This is a genomic window from Spongiimicrobium salis (assembly GCF_043678055.1).
In the GTDB taxonomy this organism is placed as follows: Bacteria; Bacteroidota; Bacteroidia; order Flavobacteriales; family Flavobacteriaceae; genus Spongiimicrobium; species Spongiimicrobium salis.
In genome coordinates this window covers 527,913-550,007 of record NZ_JBHEQA010000003.1, presented here as the reverse complement: position 1 = coordinate 550,007, position 22,095 = coordinate 527,913, and the positions used below count along the sequence as shown (strand labels likewise).

Annotated in this window: 16 protein-coding genes; 6 read left to right on the top strand and 10 right to left on the bottom strand. The window is 36.7% G+C overall.

Annotated features, from left to right (window positions below; genetic code table 11):
• Positions 1-645 precede the first annotated feature (645 nt).
• Entirely contained in the window at positions 646-870 is a 225-nt protein-coding gene (locus ACEXOE_RS17130; protein WP_394750055.1) for a class I lanthipeptide, read from the top strand.
• 47 nt (positions 871-917) lie between these two features.
• Here ACEXOE_RS17130 and ACEXOE_RS17125 read toward each other — a convergent pair whose 3' ends face one another.
• Positions 918-1,466: a DinB family protein gene (locus ACEXOE_RS17125; protein ID WP_394750054.1), complete on the bottom strand. Its 549-nt coding sequence runs from the start codon at positions 1,464-1,466 to the stop codon at positions 918-920.
• Between the two features lie 26 nt (positions 1,467-1,492).
• Here ACEXOE_RS17125 and ACEXOE_RS17120 point away from each other — a divergent pair, with 26 nt between their 5' ends.
• The 5 genes from ACEXOE_RS17120 (at position 1,493) to ACEXOE_RS17100 (ending at position 9,738) form a co-directional block, all read left to right on the top strand.
• Positions 1,493-3,202: a carbamoyltransferase N-terminal domain-containing protein gene (locus ACEXOE_RS17120; protein WP_394750053.1), complete on the top strand. Its 1,710-nt coding sequence runs from the start codon at positions 1,493-1,495 to the stop codon at positions 3,200-3,202.
• A complete protein-coding gene (locus ACEXOE_RS17115; protein WP_394750052.1) occupies positions 3,189-4,442 on the top strand; it encodes a lanthionine synthetase LanC family protein in 1,254 nt (417 codons plus the stop codon). The genes ACEXOE_RS17120 and ACEXOE_RS17115 overlap by 14 nt, the downstream gene beginning before the upstream one ends.
• A 250-nt stretch (positions 4,443-4,692) precedes the next feature.
• On the top strand, positions 4,693-6,948 hold the full coding sequence (locus tag ACEXOE_RS17110) for a lantibiotic dehydratase family protein (protein ID WP_394750051.1): 2,256 nt from the start codon (positions 4,693-4,695) through the stop codon (positions 6,946-6,948).
• The gene (locus ACEXOE_RS17105) at positions 6,941-7,837 is read left to right on the top strand and encodes a thiopeptide-type bacteriocin biosynthesis protein (RefSeq protein WP_394750050.1); all 897 of its coding nucleotides are present in this window, start codon (positions 6,941-6,943) and stop codon (positions 7,835-7,837) included. Before ACEXOE_RS17110 ends, ACEXOE_RS17105 begins: the two co-directional genes overlap by 8 nt.
• 173 nt (positions 7,838-8,010) lie before the next feature.
• Complete coding sequence (locus ACEXOE_RS17100) at positions 8,011-9,738, top strand: erythromycin esterase family protein (protein WP_394750049.1); 1,728 nt, start codon at positions 8,011-8,013, stop codon at positions 9,736-9,738.
• A gap of 90 nt (positions 9,739-9,828) precedes the next feature.
• Here ACEXOE_RS17100 and ACEXOE_RS17095 read toward each other — a convergent pair whose 3' ends face one another.
• From ACEXOE_RS17095 to ACEXOE_RS17055, 9 genes are all read right to left on the bottom strand, one after another.
• Entirely contained in the window at positions 9,829-11,133 is a 1,305-nt protein-coding gene (locus tag ACEXOE_RS17095) for a DEAD/DEAH box helicase (protein ID WP_394750048.1), read from the bottom strand.
• A 178-nt stretch (positions 11,134-11,311) separates the two neighbouring features.
• Positions 11,312-12,298 carry a VPGUxxT family thioredoxin-like (seleno)protein, type 2 gene (locus ACEXOE_RS17090; RefSeq protein ID WP_394750047.1) on the bottom strand — a complete coding sequence of 329 codons (987 nt, stop codon included), beginning with the start codon at positions 12,296-12,298 and terminating at the stop codon, positions 11,312-11,314.
• Positions 12,299-12,411: 113 nt separating this feature from the next.
• Complete coding sequence (locus ACEXOE_RS17085; RefSeq protein ID WP_394750046.1) at positions 12,412-14,748, bottom strand: DUF349 domain-containing protein; 2,337 nt, start codon at positions 14,746-14,748, stop codon at positions 12,412-12,414.
• Between the two features lie 132 nt (positions 14,749-14,880).
• Entirely contained in the window at positions 14,881-15,633 is a 753-nt protein-coding gene (locus tag ACEXOE_RS17080; RefSeq protein WP_394750045.1) for a shikimate dehydrogenase family protein, read from the bottom strand.
• Entirely contained in the window at positions 15,608-16,624 is a 1,017-nt protein-coding gene (locus ACEXOE_RS17075; protein ID WP_394750044.1) for a DUF368 domain-containing protein, read from the bottom strand. The genes ACEXOE_RS17080 and ACEXOE_RS17075 overlap by 26 nt, the downstream gene beginning before the upstream one ends.
• Before the next feature lie 13 nt (positions 16,625-16,637).
• Positions 16,638-17,552 carry a DUF368 domain-containing protein gene (locus tag ACEXOE_RS17070; RefSeq protein WP_394750043.1) on the bottom strand — a complete coding sequence of 305 codons (915 nt, stop codon included), beginning with the start codon at positions 17,550-17,552 and terminating at the stop codon, positions 16,638-16,640.
• 27 nt (positions 17,553-17,579) lie between these two features.
• A complete protein-coding gene (locus tag ACEXOE_RS17065) occupies positions 17,580-18,980 on the bottom strand; it encodes a tetratricopeptide repeat protein (protein WP_394750042.1) in 1,401 nt (466 codons plus the stop codon).
• Positions 18,981-19,078: 98 nt separating this feature from the next.
• On the bottom strand, positions 19,079-20,260 hold the full coding sequence (locus tag ACEXOE_RS17060; RefSeq protein ID WP_394750041.1) for an aspartate aminotransferase family protein: 1,182 nt from the start codon (positions 20,258-20,260) through the stop codon (positions 19,079-19,081).
• 65 nt (positions 20,261-20,325) lie between these two features.
• Entirely contained in the window at positions 20,326-22,017 is a 1,692-nt protein-coding gene (locus tag ACEXOE_RS17055; protein ID WP_394750040.1) for an OstA-like protein, read from the bottom strand.
• Positions 22,018-22,095: the final 78 nt, after the last annotated feature.

The following is a 22,095-nucleotide window of genomic DNA, read 5'->3' as shown; positions in this document are numbered from 1 at the left end:
GTAACCACATCTCTATTTATGCAACTCGTTTCTTTTTTTGTTTGAAGTAAGGGGGATACTACCATTTCATCTTTCAAAACAGAAACGCTTCCTGATGGAACAAATTGCATGATACCCAAGGGTTTCAAAAAAGTTTTAAGCCTTGTATTTCCTTTAGTTTGCCTTTCTTAGAAAGTATCACATGCCTTTGGGTAATTGCTAGCATATGACCACCTAAATTGTTTATGAAATTGTACAATTCAGGTTTTTCGAAATATGGGAGTACTTTTATTTTAAACAGGGCAATATTCAAAAATATAGTCCTTTGATCAGGGTAATAATGTCTTTTAACACCCCTTAACTATTTGTCAATCTGCTTTACTATTTTAATCTATGAAATTTCAGTGCAAGCTGGTGTGATTGTCATCCGCAGAATATCGCTTAGCTCGGATTCTACCAGATTTAGACCTTAGCATTAAACTTGATTTTTTAGAAAAATTGTTCTAATTATTAAAGAAATTACGATAATACCATTTTTTCTGTAGGTTAAAGGTGTAATCCTATACTACATATTAACTATAATCGTGAAAATATTTCTGTTATTATTAGGTTTGTTCTAGATTAATTTCTATCTTGATGTTTTAAAGTCGTAAAACTACAGAAAATATGAAGAAAAATTTAAAGTCTCTAAGACTTAAAAAAACAACAGTTTCAAAATTGAACCGAGGTACAATGCAAAATATTGCAGGGGGAGGCACTTATACGTGCACAGACAGTCCTATGACCTCATGCAATGGCCTTTGTACAAATACATGCGCACAGTCTTGTGGACATCCACAAATTTGCTCCCTTGGTGGTGGTGGTGGCGGATTAATTGATCTAGCTAGATAAAATAATTTTAATGAAAGATTATTCTTATTATTAGTAGACCTCGAACACTAATTGTTTGAGGTTTTTTTATAGGAAGAAATAATCCATTTTATTTGACCTTGATGACTGAGTTCATCGTCAGCAATATGTCTTAAATAAAAATAGTTATTGACATCATATGTATTTTCAAGTTGCTTGTCTTTTATGCTTAACCACGGATCTTTTAATTCTGATAATTTGGCATACGTTAGCTTTCTTGCAATTTCAAGTTCTTGTAAATAAAAATCAATCGTTTTTTCTTTCATTTGATTATGAATTAAATTACCGGTTAATCCATAAAAGTAATGATGGTATTCTTCCGCGGTGAGTGGTCTCTTTAAAACAAATTTTATAATAGAAGAATATTCCAATGCAGCGACATGAAATAAGATCGTCCCAATACTATTAAATTGATTATTTAACCTATAATCCAAGGCGTCCATACTTAGCTTTTCAACTAAGCCATATGTCATTTCTCGTACGTATTCTAATTGGGATATCAATATTCCTATTTCCTTATCAAATCCCTGAATTGATTGAATTGATAATTTTCTTATTTTGTTATTAGTAGAAGCCATTCATTGAAATTAAATTATTTAAAAATATGAAAATATTAGCTCTTAAACTAACACATGATGGTTCTATTAGTGTTGTAAATGGAGATTCTTTAGAGTTCTGTATCGAACTTGAAAAACTGGATAACAATAACCGTTTTAAAATATTAAATGATACTCGAGATATTGAACAAATCTTAAATGACCATCAATATTCTCTGTCGGATTTCGATCACATTACGGTTGATGGTTGGATAGGGCAAGATTCTGGCCAAATTGATATTTATGATCATCCTGAGGAATATAAACTCCGAGTGGCGCCATATGGTGGTTCGGATGTAAATAAGTTGAGAAAGATTGTAAATTTTGACAATTTTATTTTCAAAGGTGTGAATTACCCTTATTCAAGTACAACCCATTTATATAACCATCTTATTGGAAGTTACGCAACAAGTAGCTTTTCAAAAAAGCGTGATCCGGCTTATTTAATGGTTTGGGATGGTGGGACATTTCCTTTGATTTATTTTTTCAATCCAAAGAAAGATATTTTGGAATATTTAGGTTCTCCTTTCTATTTTGGAGCAAACGTTTATTCCATATTTTGTCAACATTTTGGCCCATACAAAAAAAATGGGAACGTTATTAAAGATGAGCTTTCAATTGCAGGGAAAATCATGGCTTATGTTGCCTTGGGGGAAATTAATAATGAAATTTTAAACTCCTTAAATCAAGTTTATGATGAGATGGAATCGTCTTTACGCAAAATTGAAAATCTGCCTAATATACCTTACCAATATGCAACCAAATTCATTCGTAATATAAGAGATAAAAAATATAGGGACGAGGATATAATCACTACTTTTCACTACTTTATTGAAACTCTTTTGATAAATGGGATAAGAAAAATACTCAAAAGGGATGGGAATAGATCAGAAAATCTTTGTTATAGTGGAGGTGCTGCTTTGAATATCAAATGGAATTCAAAGATTAGAAAAACATTTGGTCTAAATATTTGGATTCCTCCATTTCCAAACGATTCAGGAAGTTCAATTGGAGCTGCAGCAGCGCTCATTTATGATAAATATGAAATTGCATCGATTGACTGGGATGTGTATAGAGGACCTTATCTAAAAAGAAAAAAAGATATAAACCACTCGGTTAATTGGAAATCGATCAACTGTAGTCCTACTCAGCTTGCCCATATATTATTTAAACTAAAAAAACCAGTAGTTTTTTTAACCAATAATGCCGAATTGGGGCCAAGAGCCCTTGGTAATCGAAGCATTCTCGCTGACGCTACCACGAGTCAAATGAAAGTAATTATTAACGATCTCAAACAACGTGAACAATACCGACCTCTAGCTCCTATATGTATTGAATCTATGGCAAATAAAATTTTTACTCCTGGGGGAACTGACCCCTATATGTTATTTGAACATAGGGTCAACAGGGACTGGAGTCCAAAAATACCGGCAGTCATCCATTCAGATGGAACTGCTCGGCTTCAAACCATAAATAGCTCCAATAACAAACCCATGTACAACGTATTGATGGAGTATTATAAATTATCAGGAATTCCCGTTTTAGTTAATACAAGTGCCAATTACAAAGGCAGAGGTTTCTTCCCCGATGTTGAAAGTGCAATGGATTGGGGGAAGATTGATTTTATTTGGAGTGAAAATGTTTTGTTTTACAACGAAAAGCAGATAAAATCAATTGAAAAAGTTTTTGAATTAAAAATGTCCAATGATGAATTTTAAAAATCTAGAAAGCTATAATTCCACTGATTTTGACCTTAAAGAAAAACATAAACTTCTAGGAAAGATTAATGAAGCTCTAGATGCGCATATGTATGAACAGGATCACATAGGATTCCTGGTGGGTAAATCAGGAACGGCAGTCTTCAAATTCATGTACGCTGCCCTCTTAGATGACGAAAAAAGCTATGATGAGGCCATTGAACTTATTCTAAATTGTAATGAAGCCATTGAAAACGGTTACTCTAATGCCTCATATTGTACTGGAATTGCAGGATATTTATGGAGTATTGATTTCATTGATTCTAATAATTACTGCGATATTGAGGTCGAGGAAAATATGAAAATGTTAAATCCATTTCTTCACAATACGATGATGTTTTTGTTAGAAAATGGAAATTATGATTTGTTGCAGGGAGCTCTAGGGTATGCCGTTGTATTTTTAAGAAGATTCCAAAATACAAAGGATATGGTATTAAAGAAGACATATTATACATACATAGAAGACTTCATTGTTGAACTTCGAAAACATGCGATCTATGAGCAGGATACTATCAAGTGGTCAAGAAAACTTAAGCCAGAAGATACGGTCCGGGAGAATTATTATGATATTGGCTTAGCGCATGGTATACCTAGCATATTAGCATATCTAAGATGGGTTGATGAATGTCCTGGGCTAGAGATAAACGTAACTGATCTTATTTTTGGGATTATCAAATACATTGAAAAAATTGAAAATGATGAAGGAGAAATATCTCATTTTCCGAATGAATTAACGGCTAAAACATCTAGTAAGATAAGTAGAGTTGCTTGGTGTTATGGAGATTTAGGAGTTGGACAAGTATTGTTACAATGTGGAAAACATCTTAGCAACACTGAAATAACCGATTGGGGCATTAAAGCCCTTCTTTCCGCAGCGAATCGAACAGGGCACGAAGAACATTTAGTCCATGATGCATGTATTTGCCATGGCAGTTTTGGGAATGCTATGATATTTAAACAAGCATATGATAGTACGGGCCAACCCAATTTTCTACAAGCATATAATCGTTGGATGAATTTAGGGTTCGCCATGGGGAATGATGAATCGGGATACGCAGGGTATAAATTCTTTATGGGAGGTAGTAAAAAATGGAAAAATGAATTGTCTGTGCTCGAAGGCATAACTGGAATAGGTTTGGTCTTAATGGAAGACATCATGAAAAAATCGAATGGATGGTCCAAATCCCTTTTAATTGATTAAAGGTTTTTTACGTAGAACAACTATTTTCTTGCTATTCCAAATGCTTCGATTTTATCTTGATTTTAGTGCATCTTATAAAAGCAACTTCTAATGATTGCTATAATGAGCACGAGAGATGCTATATTTTAGAAAAAATTGGACCCCTGAATAATTTGTTAGAGGATAAGGTTAAGACTGAAATAGAAGCCACTGCTCTATTCCATAAGAATTCAATACCGTGGATAAATGTTTAATGATTAGTTAAAATATAATGAGCCGTATTAAAAACCCTTATAAGCACTTTCCTCGTTTTGTATTAAGGACACCTGTATTAAGTTTTGATTTTTATAAAAAACTTACTTCTGGTACTACCATACCAAATAGTACATTAAAACAGGTATACGAGGAACCATTGATTAAGGAAGCTTGCTTTTTGGCTTCTCCTTCACTTTATTTTGAAATGGAGAAATGGGCTAAAGGAGAATTGGATAAGAAAAAAGAAAAAAAAATTCGGTATTCTTTATTGAAATACCTGACTAGAATGACTGCACGCTGCACTCCTTTCGGGCTTTTTGCTGGCTGTAGCCTAGGAGAATTTCACTCAAGTACGGTCATCAAAATTGGATTGCCACATAGTAACACTAGGCATACTCGCTTAGATATGAACTACTTGGTTGCTTTTTCCCACGATATATCAAAAAAGAAAGGAATTCGAGAACAACTTAGATACTACCCAAATTCAAGTATTTATAGTACAGGAAAACAACTAAGGTATATAGAATACTATTATGTAGAAAGCAGAAGACATCATCATATTGTAGAAGTTGATAATTCTGAATATCTGCAAAAAATACTCGTTAATGCCAGTTCAGGTGCTTATTTACATCATCTGATTAAGCTTTTGACAGAAGATGATATCCCTGAAGAAGATGCGGAAAATTTTATCAGTGAACTAATGGACAGCCAATTATTGGTAAGCGAATTGGAACCCTCGGTATCAGGGTCTGAATTTATGCCGCAGATAAATGGAATTTTAAAAAAAATAGAAGGGACTACCAAAGAAATCGATTTCTTAAGCAATATAGAAAAGTATTTAAATCATCTGGATAACCATATTGGCAATGATACGGAAATATATATGGCTATTACCCGATATCTAAAGGAATACCCTACATCATTTGAACTTAAATATTTGTTTCAAACAGATATGGAGCTTCTACCAAAAGAAAATAAACTTTCTATTGAAGTGGTAGAAGCTATTAAAAAAGGAATGATATTATTAAATAAATTAACCCCTCCGCCAGCAGAAAACAACTTATCCAAATTCAAAGAAGCGTTTTTAGAACGTTATGAGGCAAGAGAAATTCCATTAGCTAAGGCCTTAGATGTTGAAACAGGTATTGGATATCTTCAAGACAGGGGAAACGGAGATGTTAATCCACTTATAGACGATATAGTTTTACCCTATAAGCAGGACGTCTACAACAAAACTGCGTTTAGCAAAACTAGTATTCAAGGGATTCTCGAGCGTAAATTGATTGAATGTGATAAAAAAGGAAGACAAAAAATAATTTTGACCAATACAGATTTTGAAGACTATCCACTACAATGGAATGATTTACCGGATACAATTTCTGCTATGATTGAAATTATTACCGAAGACGGTAATGAAAAAGTACAGTTTTCAGGAATTGGAGGTTCAAGTGCCGCTAATCTTCTCGGAAGGTTCTGTCATGGTGATGAAGCTTTGAACCAGCATACCAAGAATATTACCGCTATAGAAAGCGAAATTAACCCGGATAAAATACTTGCTGAAATTGTACACTTGCCAGAAGCAAGAGCCGGCAATATTCTAATGCGACCTTCATTTAGGGACTATGAAATTCCCTACCTAGCGAAATCCAATCTAGCTCCTGACCATCAAATACTATTGGACGACTTATTCATTTCGGTCAAAAATGATCGAATTGTATTACGGTCAAAAAAAATAAACAAAGAGGTATTGCCACATTTATCAAATGCACATAACTTTTCTATCAATGCTTTACCTATTTATCAATTTCTCTGCGATATGCAAACTCAGAACCTTAGAAGCAGTATCTATTTTAACTTTGGGTTTTTAGAAAATAATAGAACTTTTGTTCCTAGGGTAGAATATGAGAATTTAATATTGCAAAAAGCCAAATGGAAATTGAAAAATAAGGATGTCGAAGCTTTGAAGAGCAACAGTAATAATAACGAAGTATTTCAAAAAATACTTAACGAATTTCGAAAAAGATTAAAATTACCTCAGTATGTCCTTTTAAGCGATGGTGACAACGAACTTTTGGTCAACTTCGAAAATAATACTTCGGTTCTGATGCTATTGGATACGGTTAAAAATAGACCGGAATTTCTGCTCACTGAATTTTTGTTTGGAAACGATGGCATTGTTAAATCTGATAGCGATTACTACACGCACCAAATCATAGTCTCATTTTATAATGAGGAAAAATTACGATCACAAAAAAAAGAAGAAAATGGCTGAAGAAGCACGGTATAATTTTTGTGTTGGCAGTGAATGGCTCTATTATAAAATATATACTGGTCATAAAACAGCCGATTTAGTTTTAACAGAAATTTTTAAACCAATTTCGGAGCAATTAATGCAAGAAGGTATTATCGATAAATGGTTTTTCATCCGCTACGGAGACCCTAAACATCATCTGCGTATTCGTTTTCATTGTACTGATAAAATTGGTGTTGGTAAGATTATTGCTAGGTATTATGACCCCTTAAGTCAATTTTTAGAACAAGACCTAATTTGGAAAATACAACTGGATACGTACAATAGGGAAATTGAAAGATACGGCCAAAATACTATGGAATTATCCGAAACCCTTTTTTGTTATGACAGCGCTATCGTTGTTCAATTTTTAGATATCATTGAAGGTGATGAAGGTGAAGAATTAAGATGGTTGTTCGGCCTAAGGGCCATAGACCACCTTTTAAATTGCTTCATGTATTTACTTGAAGAAAAATTGGTTTTAATGGAAGGCTTGAAAACTGGTTTTGGCAAAGAATTTGGGATGTCGCGACCGTTGAAAAAACAATTGGACGATAAGTATCGAAAAAAGCGCTCAATTATAGAGCAGTTTATGACATTTACAAAAGAAAGCCACCCAGATTATGAACTTATTTTGGAGATTTTGAAAATAAATGGAGAAAAAATGAAACCAATTGCACAACAAATACTATACTTTAGAAATAAAGAACAGTTGCATGTGAACTTTAATGATCTAATGAGTAGTTATATTCATATGCTAATGAATCGATTGTTTAAATCAAAGAACAGGTTGAATGAGATGGTCTGTTATGATTTTTTGTATAGATATTACAAATCTATTTATGCACGAAAAAAAATAAGTACAAAGTGATTTTTTAGTTTTAGATTCAAACACTCAAAACAAATAGGTCTAATTTTATAGTAACCTTGAATCTTGTTTGACTTCCTCACAGTGATTTAAGATTGCATTCTATGTTAAATTAGGCTTAAGTACGTCAATACATTAAACCTTATACATAAATGGAAGCTATCTAAATTAATATTATGAGAATACGAATTTTAATATTTTGTATATGTTTAAGTGGCACATCACTTTCCCAAGAGTTTTTAAATCTTGACTTTGAATATGAAATTTACGGATCAACAACTCCTAAAAAATGGTATTGCAGTTGTCCTGGGTATATTGCTGAGTTGGATGAAACCGAAAAACATAGTTTAGCCAAAAGCTTGCGTATGGCAAGTAATTCCCCAAAGGAAAATTCATTCGGAGCCTTTACGGGATACTTTCCAGTTGAATTGGTCAAAGGTAAAAGTATTGAGTTCAAAGGGTATTTGAAGACGGAATCAATAACCCAAGGTTATGCTGGTCTTTGGTGGAAGGTAACTGGTCCGAATGGGGATTTGGCATTTGACAATATGGAAGACACAGGTTTGCAAGGCTCAAACGATTGGCAAGAAGTCTCATTGAAACTGAACATTGATGAGAATGCTACGGAAATTGAGTTTGGAGGTTTATTGTCAGGAAAAGGAACAGCCTGGTTTGATAATTTTCAAATTCATATTGATGGCCAAGAATTCAAGGATATACAACCGCGATCAACAGCACTTACAGAGGAAGAAAAAGAATGGCTAAAAAAGAATGTATACCCCTTATCTTCTTATGACCCCAATACAAAATCCTCCGGAGATCTTGAGATTCTAGACGCTTTAATCGGAGACGCCCAAGTAGTAGGACTTGGAGAGGTTACCCATGGTTCTAGTGAAATATTCAAAATGAAGCATCGAATAATCAAATTTCTGGCCGAAAATAAAGATTTCGATATATTTTCTATGGAGGCCAATATGCCCGAAGCCTATAAGATCAATAACTATATCATAGATGGAAAGGGAAATCCAAAGGATTTGATCAAAGGCATGCATTTTTGGACTTGGAACACGCAGGAAGTATTGGATATGGTAGAATGGATGAAGTTGTACAATGTATCAGGGCAAAAAATAAAATTCACGGGATTTGATATGCAATACTATGATCAATCTATCAAGGAGTTAGAAAAAAACTTTAGAAATAATGATGCAGTATTAAATATCTTAACTGCTCTTAAACAAATATTAAATAAAACTTCACAACAACATCTAGGTTCTAGGATGGGCGCCATTTCTAAGGAAGATAAATTCATTGCTAAAGAAAAATTGAATCTAATAGGACAAGCATTAAAGAATTTGAATTTAAGTAAGAAAAAGCGGTCCTGGCTTCATCAAAACATCAGAATTATTGAGCAGTATATTGATAAAACAGTTTTCACAAGAGGCCCATTTATGGCGGAGAATCTTATGTGGATAAGATCTCAAAAGAAAAAAGCAAAAATTGCTATTTGGGCACATAATGCACATATTCAAAGGACTATGTATGGTATGGGGAATGTATTGTCCGATAGTCTAGCAAAGGACTATGTATCCATTGGTTTTGCCTTTCATAAAGGGTCTTACACTGCCATTGGAAATAATGGGTTGACTAGCTATCAGGCACAGGAATCGTATACCGGGACTTTTGAAAATTTTTTCAACACTATTAATGTTCCTATTTTCATTATTGATCTGCGTAGTGTTAAAGCACAAAAATCAGTGCATGCTCAATGGTTATTGGAAAAACTTGACTTTAGACAAGTAGGACAAATGAAAACCCCAAATGAATTCTACGAGACAGATTTAAAAGAAGATTATGATTTAATCATCTTTATTAATAATTCTTCCGGGTCTAAAATTATTGATTAAGGTATAATTCCTCAAATTAAAACACATTAGGAATATAAAGACTTTAAAACGGTCAATTTCTTTTAGGGCGACCCTTACACCCCAAGCTATTTAGTTACTTTCATTTGAATTGGGACGCTGTTTTTTTGAAGTGTTTTTCCGATTTTGATTCCGATTCCGATTCCGATTCCGATTTCTATTTCGATTCCGATTTCTAGAAGAGCTCCCTTTAGATTTTGGTTTTTCCTGTTTTTTAATAGGCTCAGTTTCTTCCGTATCATCCTGAACAAAGGGATGCTCTGGCATTAGTGGAATTTCCTGACGGATCAGTTTTTGAATATCTTTTAAATAGGGACGTTCGTCAACGGCACAGAAGGAGAGGGCAATTCCGCTGGCTTTTGCACGTCCCGTGCGGCCTATCCTGTGAACATAGGTTTCCGGGACATTGGGAAGGTCATAATTAATGACTAGGGATAACTCTTCTACATCTATTCCGCGTGCGGCGATATCCGTTGCAATGAGAACCTTGGTGTCACCGTTTTTAAAGTTTCCTAAGGCTTTTTGTCGTGCCGTTTGGGACTTATTGCCGTGAATGGCCTCTGCTTTGATATCGGCTTTTCCCAAAACCTTTACAATTTTATTGGCACCGTGTTTTGTTCTCGAAAAGACCAGAATGGAGCGTTGGGGATCTTTTTCAATAAGGTGGACCAATAATTTGGCCTTATTTTTTTTGCTGACAAAATATAGGCCTTGGGTGACTTTTTCTGCAGTGGCCTGTTCAGGCTTAACGGTTACTTTTTCAAAATCTCCCAAGATTTTTCCAGAAAGTTCTACAATGGCCTTGGGCATGGTTGCAGAAAAGAAAAGGGATTGCCGTTCTTTCGGCAATTTTGCGATGATTTTACGGATGTCATGGATAAAACCCATATCCAACATCTGATCGGCTTCATCCAAAACAACATATTCAATATCTCTCAAAGAAATAAATCCTTGCTGCATAAGATCAAGGAGCCTTCCTGGGGTGGCAATTAGCACGTCTATTCCTCTTTTAAGGGCCTGTGTCTGCTTCCCTTGTTTAACGCCTCCAAAGATTACCGTATTTCTAAGCAGGGTAAATTGTCCATAGGTTGTAAAACTTTCTCCGATCTGTATGGCCAGTTCCCTTGTAGGTGTAACAACAAGGGCTTTTATTTTGCGATGCCTCTCTTGTTTACGGGGATTCGTATATAAGTGTTGCAAAATAGGAATAGCGAAAGCAGCGGTTTTTCCGGTTCCCGTTTGGGCACAACCCAATAAGTCTTTTCTTTTTAGTAGAATAGGTATGGATTGTTCCTGTATTGGTGTAGGGTGGGAGTAACCTTCTGATTGCAGCGCTTTAAGTATGGGAGCTACAATTCCCAGGTCTTTAAATGTCATGTCCTTTGGATATCAGCGGACAAAGGTAATGGAATTAATAGACTAGCTAGGAATCTTTTGAAAATAAAGATTTTTTTTTAAGAATACCAACTCATTAAAAATCGGTAGCGTTGGAGGGAACTGCGCGTTTGCGCATCTGCTACCTGGTGAAAATGAGTCTTTAATTACGACTTAAAAACTATCTTGAAGATTTTATTTCCCATGCTTCCGCAAAGGATTGATTGAATAATACTTTCTCTTTATTGTTGGATTTTGTCAGTTGTTCCAGCCATTTTAATTGGCTAGGGCTAAGATACTGCATTGGATCCAATCTATTGCCAATTGCACTATTTATTTTTGTTCTTTGCAAAGGACTTAAAGGCAAATATTTAAATGGAGTATGTTGCAAGTAATAATCCTCATCTTTTGTTGCGGGTCTATAAGAACGATCACTGCTGATCGGAGAAATATCGGCATTACTTGCAAACTGCGTTAAATCTTCCTCGCTGATTCTTTTTGAATCGTATTTCACTCGCACTACCTCATGACCTCCCATAAATCCGGCTTCTGTATGTAATACCCCTTCTGCGCTGCCGAGGTGTTTCTCTCCACTCCAAAAGCAGTACATCTTGTATGTTTTCTCCTTAATAGTACCGCTGTTTGCCGCTGAGAGCTCTTCTCCTAAAAGTTTTATGTATCCAGGAATAGGTTTGTTTTCCAGTTTCAGGACACTCACCATAGCGTTATATAAGGCCTTGGCCGAATAATTGCCAGATATTCTTTCTACTACGTCTTTTCCGTACTGGTCTACAATCCTGACTACTGGATTGTTCCAGCTGGGTTCATTGTAGATGTCAAGTACTTTTTTATCTGCGCCACCCTTATTATTGTGGATGGCCAGGGGGATAAATTCGTTTTCTATAGCTTCTACCAATAAAGGGTTGCTCAATACGTTATGACCATAGTTTCTACAAGTAGCACAGCCAGGAACTTCCTGAAACAATATTAATACGGCTTTATTTTGTTTTTTTGAACTATGGAGTGCTTCGTGATAGTCACGATACCAACTTACTTTTCCAAGTTCTATGTCCTGATTTTGAGGTGTAGTTTTTTCTTGGGCGTTAATTTGTATAAAAACAAAACTAAATACTAGGAACCCTAGGCGTGTGAATATCCCTTTTATCATAGCAAATGTATAAATGAAGATTTTCTTTCTTAGGTCGCAATTTTATTGCTTTTCTAACAGCACATCCTTCATTTTAATGGAATATCATTGTTTTTTAACAAGAATGTCCCTAATTATTCATCTTCGGGAGCAGATTCCTCGGAATCGGTTTGTGCTTCGTCTTCTTTATGGAGGTTATTTTCCATAATGTTCAACTTTTTCAACTTGGCTTTCCAGGTCTCAAGGGATTCTTTGTGGCTGTTAATGTTTTTGACCACTTCTTTCACCAAAGGATTATCTTCAGAAGCATTGGAGAAAAATTGAAGGTTGTTCTCCAGTTGACGAATTTCATTTTTGCTTTCATCTATCTTTCTTCGAATAAAAACACGTTCGTTATAGATGGCACGCTCGTTATCTGCTTTAGCCAATTGTTGGATTTTATCACCGTATTTGAGCAATTCCGATTCCTGTCTGCTCACATCGAGCTTTTTAAAGAGGGCGTCCAGGATTTTATTGAATTTCGCATTGATATTTTTCTTGTTGAAGGGAACGCGTCCTATGGACTTCCATTCTGCAATAAATTCTTTTATGGTAGCAACATCTTCTTGTCTGTTCCCACTTAGTTGAAATCCTCTTAAGCGCTCTAAACAGGCGTTCTTTTTTTCGAAATTTTGAAACTCTTCGGCATGGGCCGCATTTTTAAGGGAATGCAGCCGATCAAAGTAATGGTTACAGGCTGTTTTGAACTCATTCCATATTTTATCTGAATATTTACGGGGAACATGGCCTATTTTCTTCCATTCATTTTGAATGCGTTTCATTTCGGGAGTGGTAGCGTTCCATTCCTCGCTATCTTTTAAGGATATGGCAAGTTCCAACAAGGCTCTTTTTTTATCCAGATTTTCTTGTTGTTCCTTTTTCAGGTTCTTGTAAAAAGCATTCTTATTGCGATTGAAACTGCGTACAGCTTCCTTAAAGGCACTCCATGTTCTTTCGTTGACTTTCTGGGGCACTTTTCCTGCATTGAAAAAAGAAGTACGCAGTGCTTCTATTTCCTTAATTTGCTGTTGTAATGCTCTATGATTGGTTGCCGTTTCTGAGGCAATTTTGGCAATTGAGGCTATGATTTCATTTTTAACGCTTAGGTTTTGCTCATAAACCTTATCCAAGTTTTTAAAATAATCTTGCCTTCTTTGATGCATTACTTTGGTCGCATTGCTAAAACGCTCCCAAATGGCCTCCCGATGTTCTTTTCCAACGGGACCAATATCTTCCTTCCATATTTTATGTAAGGTCTGCAGTTCTCTAAAAGCCTTATCCAGATCTTGCTCTGAGGCCAGAGCTTCGGCACGCTCCACAATTTTCTGTTTTTCTTCAAGATTGTGTTTGAAGTCTAAATCTCGGAGCTCGCGATTAAGGTGAAGAAAATCATAGAAAATTTCAATGTGATGATGATAGGTTCGCCATACATTGTTGTAATCCGTTCTGGGAATGGGCCCGGCATTGCGCCAGCGTTCCTGAAGGTTCTTGAAGTTTTTGTAGGTCGTATTAATATCTTCTTCAACATTGATCAAACTCTTCAGTTCCTCAATGATAGTCAATCGTTTACTTAAATTTTCTTTTAAGTTTTGTTCTAAGCTCTTGTAGTATTGATTGCGTTTTTCACGATATTCCCCATATACTTCATTGAATTGTCTTTTGGTTACGGAGTTGTATCTAAAATCAATCTCATTGCCGCCATTGGCTATGAATTCCTCTTTTTTATGTTCAAGGAATTCCTGAAATTTTAAATCAAATTCATATTTAATGCCATCCACATGTTTTTTAATGGCCTGGACTTTTTCGTTACGAACCAATTTCTGCAGTTCCCCAACTAGATTTTCCATGGGCATGGAATGATAGTCCAGTAAAGGTATGTGATGTCTGTGTTCATTATCGGCATCCTCGGCATCTTCCGCATTACTTTCATCAATTTCCTCAATGCCGTTCTCCTCGTCCTTTTCAGAAGTTTTGTTCGGAGGAACATTTTCTGTCAAAGATGGCAAGGTTGTACTTTCTCCTACGGCCAACTCTTCTTTGGAAGTTGCTGAGGTATCCAAGTTTTCTTGGGAAGCTGCAGGTGAAGGGGCTTCCATATTTTCAGAGACCTCCTCTTGTTGCTCGGATTCGGAAGTTGATTGGGCTTCCTGTTTTGCTTCTTGAATTTCGCTTGGAGTATCTACTGCAGAAGTGGCGGTCTCTGATGGAATATCTTCCGAAACTTCCTCAACTGCCGTTTCTTCAGTTGAAGCATTGCCATCTTCTTCAGAAACTTCCGTTGCAGGTGTATCTTCAGGATGCGCTGTCGATAGAGACTCTTCAGTAGTTTCCGTGTTTTTTTCTTTTTCTTCCGATTCAGAAGTCGATTGATTTTCCAAATGTTCTTCGCCCCCTACATGATCTTGTAGTTCGTCGTCTTTGTCCTCTAACATCTTAAAATGTTTATCTGTCGTTTTTTGATATAATAATTGTTAAAATACTAACAACTATTGTATTTCCAAAGGTAATAAAGTTTCTTTTAGGAAATGTTAACAGAAAAATGGGGAAAATAAATCAAAAATGTACTAGGACCTCCATATCTCCCATGCCTTTTCGGCCTGTAACTGGAGCATGCGATGCCCATTTGCAATACGTGCACCCTGAGACTCCCCTTCTTTAAGAAAAGCCGTTTTTTCTGGATTGTAGATAAGATCAAATAACAAATGATCCGTACCGATGTGTTCATACGGAATGGCCGGTTTTTCTTCAATATTAGGGGATGTTCCCAAAGGAGTACAGTTTACGATAATGGTGTGTGAAGCAAGTTGTTTGGCATCCAAATCGGCATAAGAAATTTTGTGCTTGCCCCTGTTTCTGGAAACAAAAAGATAGGGGATGTGCAAAGATTTAAATACAAAAGCTACAGCTTTAGAAGCTCCCCCAGTGCCTAAAATCAATGCTTTTTTATGTTGGGGTTTAAGAAAAGGGAGCAAGGAAGCTTTGAAACCATGCACATCGGTATTATAGCCCTTTAAACCTTCTGGGGTGAATTTTATCGTATTGACGGCGCCAATTTGTTCGGCTTCTTCATCCAGAGAAGCCAGATAAGGAAGAACCGATTCTTTATAGGGAATGGTCACATTTAAACCTTTCAGATTTTTGTTGTCAGCTAGTATTTTAGGAAGCAGTTCTATATGCTGGAGATCAAAATTGTCGTAGTGATAATGGTGTAAGCCCAGTTGTTGGAATTTTTCCGCGAAGTAACCTCTTGAAAAAGAGTAGGCAATGTTTTTTCCAATAAGTCCAAAGCGGTTAAGCTGTTTTTCTTCTTTTTCCATACCAATCCAATCCTAATAAAATACTTATCCCAACAATGATGAAAAATACCGCTACCCAAGTGTTCATATCCGAAACATCGGGAAAATAACGTTCATAATTCGTAATGATTCCATTTCCATTGGAATCGGTCACCATACTACCATCAGCAGCGGTTTTGTACATGGTTTGCTTCCAAGGCCATACAACACCTAGCGAACCCGTAATAAATCCAATAATCACAGCCGTGCTAATATGGTTGAATTTTTTGAGAACATAACTCAAAAGATGGGACAAGGTTACCAAACCCATTGCAGAACCAGAGGTGAATACGGCCAAGATGGTTAAGGTTTCCATACGTTCGGGATTCTTTGTAAAGCTAAAATCACCAACAAACACCTCTGCAAAAGTGTCGTAAAGAGCATTGACCGAATCCACAAGAAGCAACACATAATTGCCCAATAAAATAAGGATAAAAGAACCGGATAATCCGGGTAAGGTCATCCCGGAAACACTGATAATGCCACAGAAAAAAATAAAAAACAAATTGTCATTCTGTGTAGCGGGATTTAGAAAGCTAATGGAAATACCGATGAGCAATCCAATGATTCCTGCAATACAGGTTTTTCTGTTCCAATGTTTAAAATCTTTGGCGATATAGTATATGGATCCTATGACCATACCGAAAAAAGAGGCCCACACAAACAATTCCTGTTTTTCCAGAAAGTAATCCAATATTTTGGAAATACTGAAATAACTAATGAGCATCCCCAGAATCAGTAATACAAGAAATTGTCCGTTGGTATATTGATACAAGCTTTTGAATCGGCCTCGAAGGAGAAATGCCAGGGCTTTGCCATTAACCTTCTGAAGCGAATTGATAAATTCTTCGTAAAACCCGCCTACAAAGGCTACGATTCCTCCGGATACTCCCGGAACTTTGTTGGCCGCTCCCATGCACAAGCCTTTAATGACCAAGAAAATATTATCCGAAAATGTTCGTGCTTGTCGCATGAAAGGAAGTGGGTTACTTTTTAGAGGCTGCTTTTTCAAGAATAAAAATAAGGGAAAAACCGATTACCGCAGCTATTATGGCATATACGAGTTGATGTTCACCTTCAAAATTGAAAGGCGATACGTTTTCATCAATGGTAATTGTTTTTTTACCAATAATCTTGGTTTCCAAGACCTTTTTCCAGGGCCATATCTTATTTAAGGACCCCAAAATAAAACCGGTGAGCAAGGCCAAGGTGACATTTTTATAGTTGTTGAACATCCATTTGAGGATTTTGGCAAAACTTAAAAGTCCAAAAACAGCACCTAAGGCTACGGTGATAACAATTTTTAAATCGCGCTCATGAACGGCATCCAGTATGGTTTTATATGATCCTAAGAGCACCAAAATAAAGGCGCCGGAAATCCCTGGGAGAATCATGGCACATACGGCCAGTGCACCCGAAAAAAATAAAAAAGGCAAACTATCTGTATTTGCAGAAGGAGGGAGGGTAGTAATAAAAAAAGCGGCAATAGTCCCTACGAGAAAGATAACAACGGTTACTATGTTCCATTTTTTTATGGCTTTAGCTACCAAAAATACACTGGCGATGACCAAACCAAAAAAGAATGCCCATAAAGGAATAGGGTGTTCTACTAGAAGCCAACTGATCAATTTGGCAAAGGAGAAAATACTAATCGCCATTCCACCAAATAGTGCAAGAAGAAAATTACCGTTTAATTTTTTCCAAAAGCTTTTAAAGCCTTCTTTACGCAATACTTTGAATGTATTGAGGTTGATATTATTGACCGAGCTTATGAATTCTTCATAAACACCGGCAACAAACGCGATGGTACCTCCTGATACTCCGGGAACCAATTCGGCAACACCCATGGCCATCCCTTTGAGAACAATAAAAATATATTGAATTGACTTTCTGTTTTCCATACCCATAAAAAAACAAAAATAGTTTTTTTAACTGGAAGGCTTTTTAATATTCCCAATAATGTTTTTAGCCCATTCGGAACTATAGAATTGCGGAAAGGATTCCTGAAATACACTGATTTTTTCAAAATCGGTATGCAATGCATGGACGAATCGGGATTCTGCTTTTATCTTATCGTTCATTAAGAGATAAATACCCGCTATTTTATACTCCAACTCCGCTTCTTCTGGGTAAAATTCCAATCCTTGTAATAAAATTTGGACTGCTGAATGGCAATCCCCATTGATTAAAACCACATTGGCCCATGAAATCCAAGTGTCCAATTCGTAATTTCCAAGATCCACCGCCTGTTTAAATGAAAAATCGGAGGCTTCAAATTGTCCCAATTGCTCATTGATCTTGGCCGAAATTTTCCAGTATAATGGATTTTCTTCGTCTATATTAATGGCCTTGTTAATATAATAGAGTGCTTTGTTGTAGTCTTCCTTACGGTAGTAGAAATCTGTTATGGCTAGCCATCCTTTGTCTAAAAGAGGGTCTTCGTGAACTGTGTGATAATAATAATACTTGGCCATATCATCATTGTTCAATTTTTCATGACATTTCCCAATACGGAGATAAGCATGGGAGGTGGGATCTTCCATTTTTATGGTCGTCTCATAATTTTCAATGGCTTCCGCATATTTTCCCAGCTTTTCCAAGACTTTCCCCTTTTCAAAATAGGCCCCAATAAAGGTGTCATCCGAAATAATGGCAAAATCAAAACAACTAAGGGCTTCCCGAAGCATATTTTTTGAAATGTATTGTTTTCCCAATTGATGCCATGCTACTTCACAGTAGGGATTTCGTTCCAGGTAATCGTTTAAATACAGAATGGCGCCCTCATAATCTTCCAAGAATTCATAACAATAAACAACATTGTAGAGCGAGGAGTAATCTTGTTGGTCAAAATGAACACATTTTTTGAAATTCTCCTTGGCCAATTCAAAGTTGTCCAAAAACAAATATTCCATGCCTAAGAGCGAATAGATATCCAAGGACTCATTGCTAAGCTCCAAAGCGCTTTTCAATAGTTTAATGGCTTCTTCGTGATTGTCTTTTTTGGAATGAATATTGGCACGTTGAATATAAATCTCTTCATTGGTTCCATCAAGCAGTTGTAATTCGTCCAACAAGCGTTCCGCTATTTCCAAGTTGTTCTCGAATACCAGCACTTCAATATCCAATAATTTTAATTGAATGACATCAGGGTGTTGCTGCAAGCTTATTTTTATTGCTTTTTTGGCCAGTGCAATTTTTCCATTGTTCAGATAATGGTGAATAATATCCTCAAAGTCCTCCGCATCAAAAAAATAGACATCATCGGTCTTTAACATGGATTCAAATTTATGTATGGAGCGATCAGGCCTTTCGTTGGATTCTAATGCCATAAAAACATTTTGGGTTAAATGGTTTTATTAAAATTACTATTTTGAAAGTCTCTTTGTTTCTGATCAGGTGCTATATTATTAACAAAATAGTTAACAGCTTAAGCCTTGTACTGATCCAAAAGGTCCAGAATAATACGGCAACCTTCCTGTATTTCGGCCGTTGAAATGGTCAAGGGAGGAGAAATGCGAACGGCTTTGGGTTCAAAGAGCAACCAAAAAAGAATTAATCCTTTTTCCGCACTTTTCAAGACGAGGCTATTTACCATTTCCGGATGTTCAAGAATTAAAGCAAGCATTAAACCTTTGCCCCTTATCTCTTTTATGTGTCTGTGAACCAATAGGCTTCGGAACAACTGCTCCTTTTTTAAACTTTCGGCCATAAGGTTGGTTTCGGTGATTTCACGTAAAGTGGCTAGGGAAGCTGCCGCGATAACTGGATTTCCCCCAAAGGTAGTGATGTGTCCAAGGGCAGGTCGTTCCTGTAAACTGCCCATCATTTCTTTTGAAGCGGTGAATGCACCTACGGGAAGGCCTCCGGCCATACCCTTTCCCATGACTAGGATATCTGGAATGCATTGATAATGCTGGAATGCAAATAGCTTTCCAGTTCTACCAAATCCGGGTTGAATCTCATCCAATATCAATAGGGCGCCAACTGCATTACAACGTGCCCTTACCTTTTTAAGATACTCTTTTTGCGGACAGATGAAGCCTGCACCTCCCTGTATGGTTTCCAAAACAACGGCGGCGGTCTTTGTGGTAATACGCGCTAAGTCGGCCTCGATATTAAAGTGAATAAAAGAAATATCCGTAATCAAAGGCCTAAAAGCACCTTTTCGGGCTTCATAGCCCATAAGACTAAGACTACCCATAGTATTTCCATGATACGCTCCATGGGCTGCTATGATTTGCGAACGCCCTGTATGTCTTCGCGCTAACTTCAGTGCCCCTTCCATAGCCTCCGTCCCAGAATTTACCAAATAGGTAGTCTCCAAAGGGGATGGAAGTAGTGAAGCCAACAATTTGGTATAGGTTACGGCAGGAGATTGAATGTATTCCCCATACACCATTACATGCAGGTATTTTTCACTTTGTTGTTGTATGGCCTCTACTATTCTAGGGTGACAATGTCCTAAGCTACAGGCAGAAACTCCGGCAACGAAATCCAAATATGCCTTGCCCTTAGTGTCGTAAATATAACTCCCTTGCGCATGGGATACTTCCAAGGCCAAGGGATACGGACTGGTTTGTGCCTGATATTTTAAGAAATCTTCTTTCATGCTACCGTTGAAAATTGCTTTCTGCTAAATGAAATTTTCTAAGTCGGAGTTTGACCTTTGAAAACTTATTTAACGACTTTCTTGGGAGTTTTGGTTTTTATGGCTTTGTTGTTGGAAGGGGGAATCTTGTTGATGGGGTCTCCTTCGTTCTGATCCCGTTCCTCTTCTTCCGCTTCAATATCAATAGGACTATTGATTCCCCTGATCTTTACCAATTCAATAGCATTGTCATCGGCATCAAAAAGGTCATCGACACTCCGCAGGCGTTCACTGCCCCGCCATATAAAACCTTTGAGTTTTCGCTGCTCTTCCGGAAGATCCACTTCTGGATAGATATCTCCATCCGGATTGGTGAAAAAAGTAATGTCTTGTATATCACTGTTTGCCAATAATAGGCGTATGGCGCTACAAATGGTCTTATTAATGCCTATGAGCTCTTGTTCATCATTGTACATATAATAGATAACCTCGGTGTTTTTGACTAGATCGATGATTTTTAATTCATTATCCACAAATTGCCCAAACATATCCCTGCCTTTGGCCTGATTGTATCCTGTTTTGCTAATGGTATCCAAAGCCACGACAAAGGCATTGTTCAATACTTTTAAAGAATCTAGTTTTTCTGTTTCCAAATTGGAAATCAAATGGATACTATCCCCGGTCATTTGATTTTGACCGTTCCATAAGATGGGCTCTGTAATCAACTGCGTTACGCCTGTTTTTTCATCAAAATGGATGGAATCGCACTTTCCGCTGAGGTCTGTTTTATAAAATTTTGCATTTCGGAAGGCGCGAAGAATACGCTCATCGGCTTTGCCCGTAATCATCAACGTATCGCCATGCACATAGATAGAGTCGTTTTGTACTTCACTAATAGAAATGGCCCTTTTGGTGGCGAATATGGAATCCTTTGCTTTATACACTTCGGCATAATGTGCCCGGATAATCCCTTTGTTTATCGTGTCCGTGATTACAATATTATTTGTGGCAGAAGCGAACTCCGTAGCCTTATCGAAGAAAAGACTGTCCCCTTCAATAATACGGTCGTTATAATCAATACGCGTATTTTTAATACCGTATCCGCTTTCGATCTTAGTATCATAGAAACCGCGTTCACAATACATTTTGTAGGCCTCCCCTGTAATTGTGGAAGGTCCATATAAGTATGCATTTTTAGAAGTGGTATAATAGTCCAAGCGTTCCGAATCAATGACCAATTCTGGATTTTTAATATGGACACTATCCAAAAATTGTGCTTTTTTGGTGGTAATAAAATATTTTCCAATTTCACTGGTAAGCGTATTGGTAGAGTCTATTACGGTGCCAAAATCCTTATAGTAGGCTTCCTGATTTTCACGATCAAAATAGAGTGTATCTGTTTTTACTGTAGTATTTACATTGGTAAGGACCACATTTTCTTCTGCCTTGGCCAATTTAATATCTCCATAATAATTTACGACTCCACTGGTCATCTGAACGGAATCGCCTTGTTTGAGTCGTACGTTGCCCAAAGCGCGAAGTCGGTTTTCTGCACGATACAGGATCGCTACATCACACCAAAGATCTGCCCCTTGATGTTCAAATTGAATCTGTCTGGTGTCTTTACTGAAAATTGTAGCTCCCGGGAAACGACTTTCATCCTTAGTGAAATTTGCACCATGTACAATATTAATTTGTTTCCCCTCTTTGGGCTCTTCTTGGGCAAAGCCTTTGAAAGTAAAAAACAGTATAATGATGAATACGCTAAACTTGTGCAAGACGAGATAATTTTAATCAAAAATAGGATTTTTTGATAGAGAAGATGCCGGATTGGGATAGTTTTAATATTTGGAGAC

Excerpts from the sequence above, each read along its gene's own strand:
- ACEXOE_RS17130 (WP_394750055.1), top strand. The coding sequence starts at position 646 with ATGAAGAAAAATTTAAAGTCTCTAAGACTTAAAAAAACAACAGTTTCA.
- ACEXOE_RS17125 (WP_394750054.1), bottom strand. The coding sequence starts at position 1,466 with ATGGCTTCTACTAATAACAAAATAAGAAAATTATCAATTCAATCAATT.
- ACEXOE_RS17120 (WP_394750053.1), top strand. The coding sequence starts at position 1,493 with ATGAAAATATTAGCTCTTAAACTAACACATGATGGTTCTATTAGTGTT.
- ACEXOE_RS17115 (WP_394750052.1), top strand. The coding sequence starts at position 3,189 with ATGATGAATTTTAAAAATCTAGAAAGCTATAATTCCACTGATTTTGAC.
- ACEXOE_RS17110 (WP_394750051.1), top strand. The coding sequence starts at position 4,693 with ATGAGCCGTATTAAAAACCCTTATAAGCACTTTCCTCGTTTTGTATTA.
- ACEXOE_RS17105 (WP_394750050.1), top strand. The coding sequence starts at position 6,941 with ATGGCTGAAGAAGCACGGTATAATTTTTGTGTTGGCAGTGAATGGCTC.
- ACEXOE_RS17100 (WP_394750049.1), top strand. The coding sequence starts at position 8,011 with ATGAGAATACGAATTTTAATATTTTGTATATGTTTAAGTGGCACATCA.
- ACEXOE_RS17095 (WP_394750048.1), bottom strand. The coding sequence starts at position 11,133 with ATGACATTTAAAGACCTGGGAATTGTAGCTCCCATACTTAAAGCGCTG.
- ACEXOE_RS17090 (WP_394750047.1), bottom strand. The coding sequence starts at position 12,298 with ATGATAAAAGGGATATTCACACGCCTAGGGTTCCTAGTATTTAGTTTT.
- ACEXOE_RS17085 (WP_394750046.1), bottom strand. The coding sequence starts at position 14,748 with ATGTTAGAGGACAAAGACGACGAACTACAAGATCATGTAGGGGGCGAA.
- ACEXOE_RS17080 (WP_394750045.1), bottom strand. The coding sequence starts at position 15,633 with ATGGAAAAAGAAGAAAAACAGCTTAACCGCTTTGGACTTATTGGAAAA.
- ACEXOE_RS17075 (WP_394750044.1), bottom strand. The coding sequence starts at position 16,624 with ATGCGACAAGCACGAACATTTTCGGATAATATTTTCTTGGTCATTAAA.
- ACEXOE_RS17070 (WP_394750043.1), bottom strand. The coding sequence starts at position 17,552 with ATGGAAAACAGAAAGTCAATTCAATATATTTTTATTGTTCTCAAAGGG.
- ACEXOE_RS17065 (WP_394750042.1), bottom strand. The coding sequence starts at position 18,980 with ATGGCATTAGAATCCAACGAAAGGCCTGATCGCTCCATACATAAATTT.
- ACEXOE_RS17060 (WP_394750041.1), bottom strand. The coding sequence starts at position 20,260 with ATGAAAGAAGATTTCTTAAAATATCAGGCACAAACCAGTCCGTATCCC.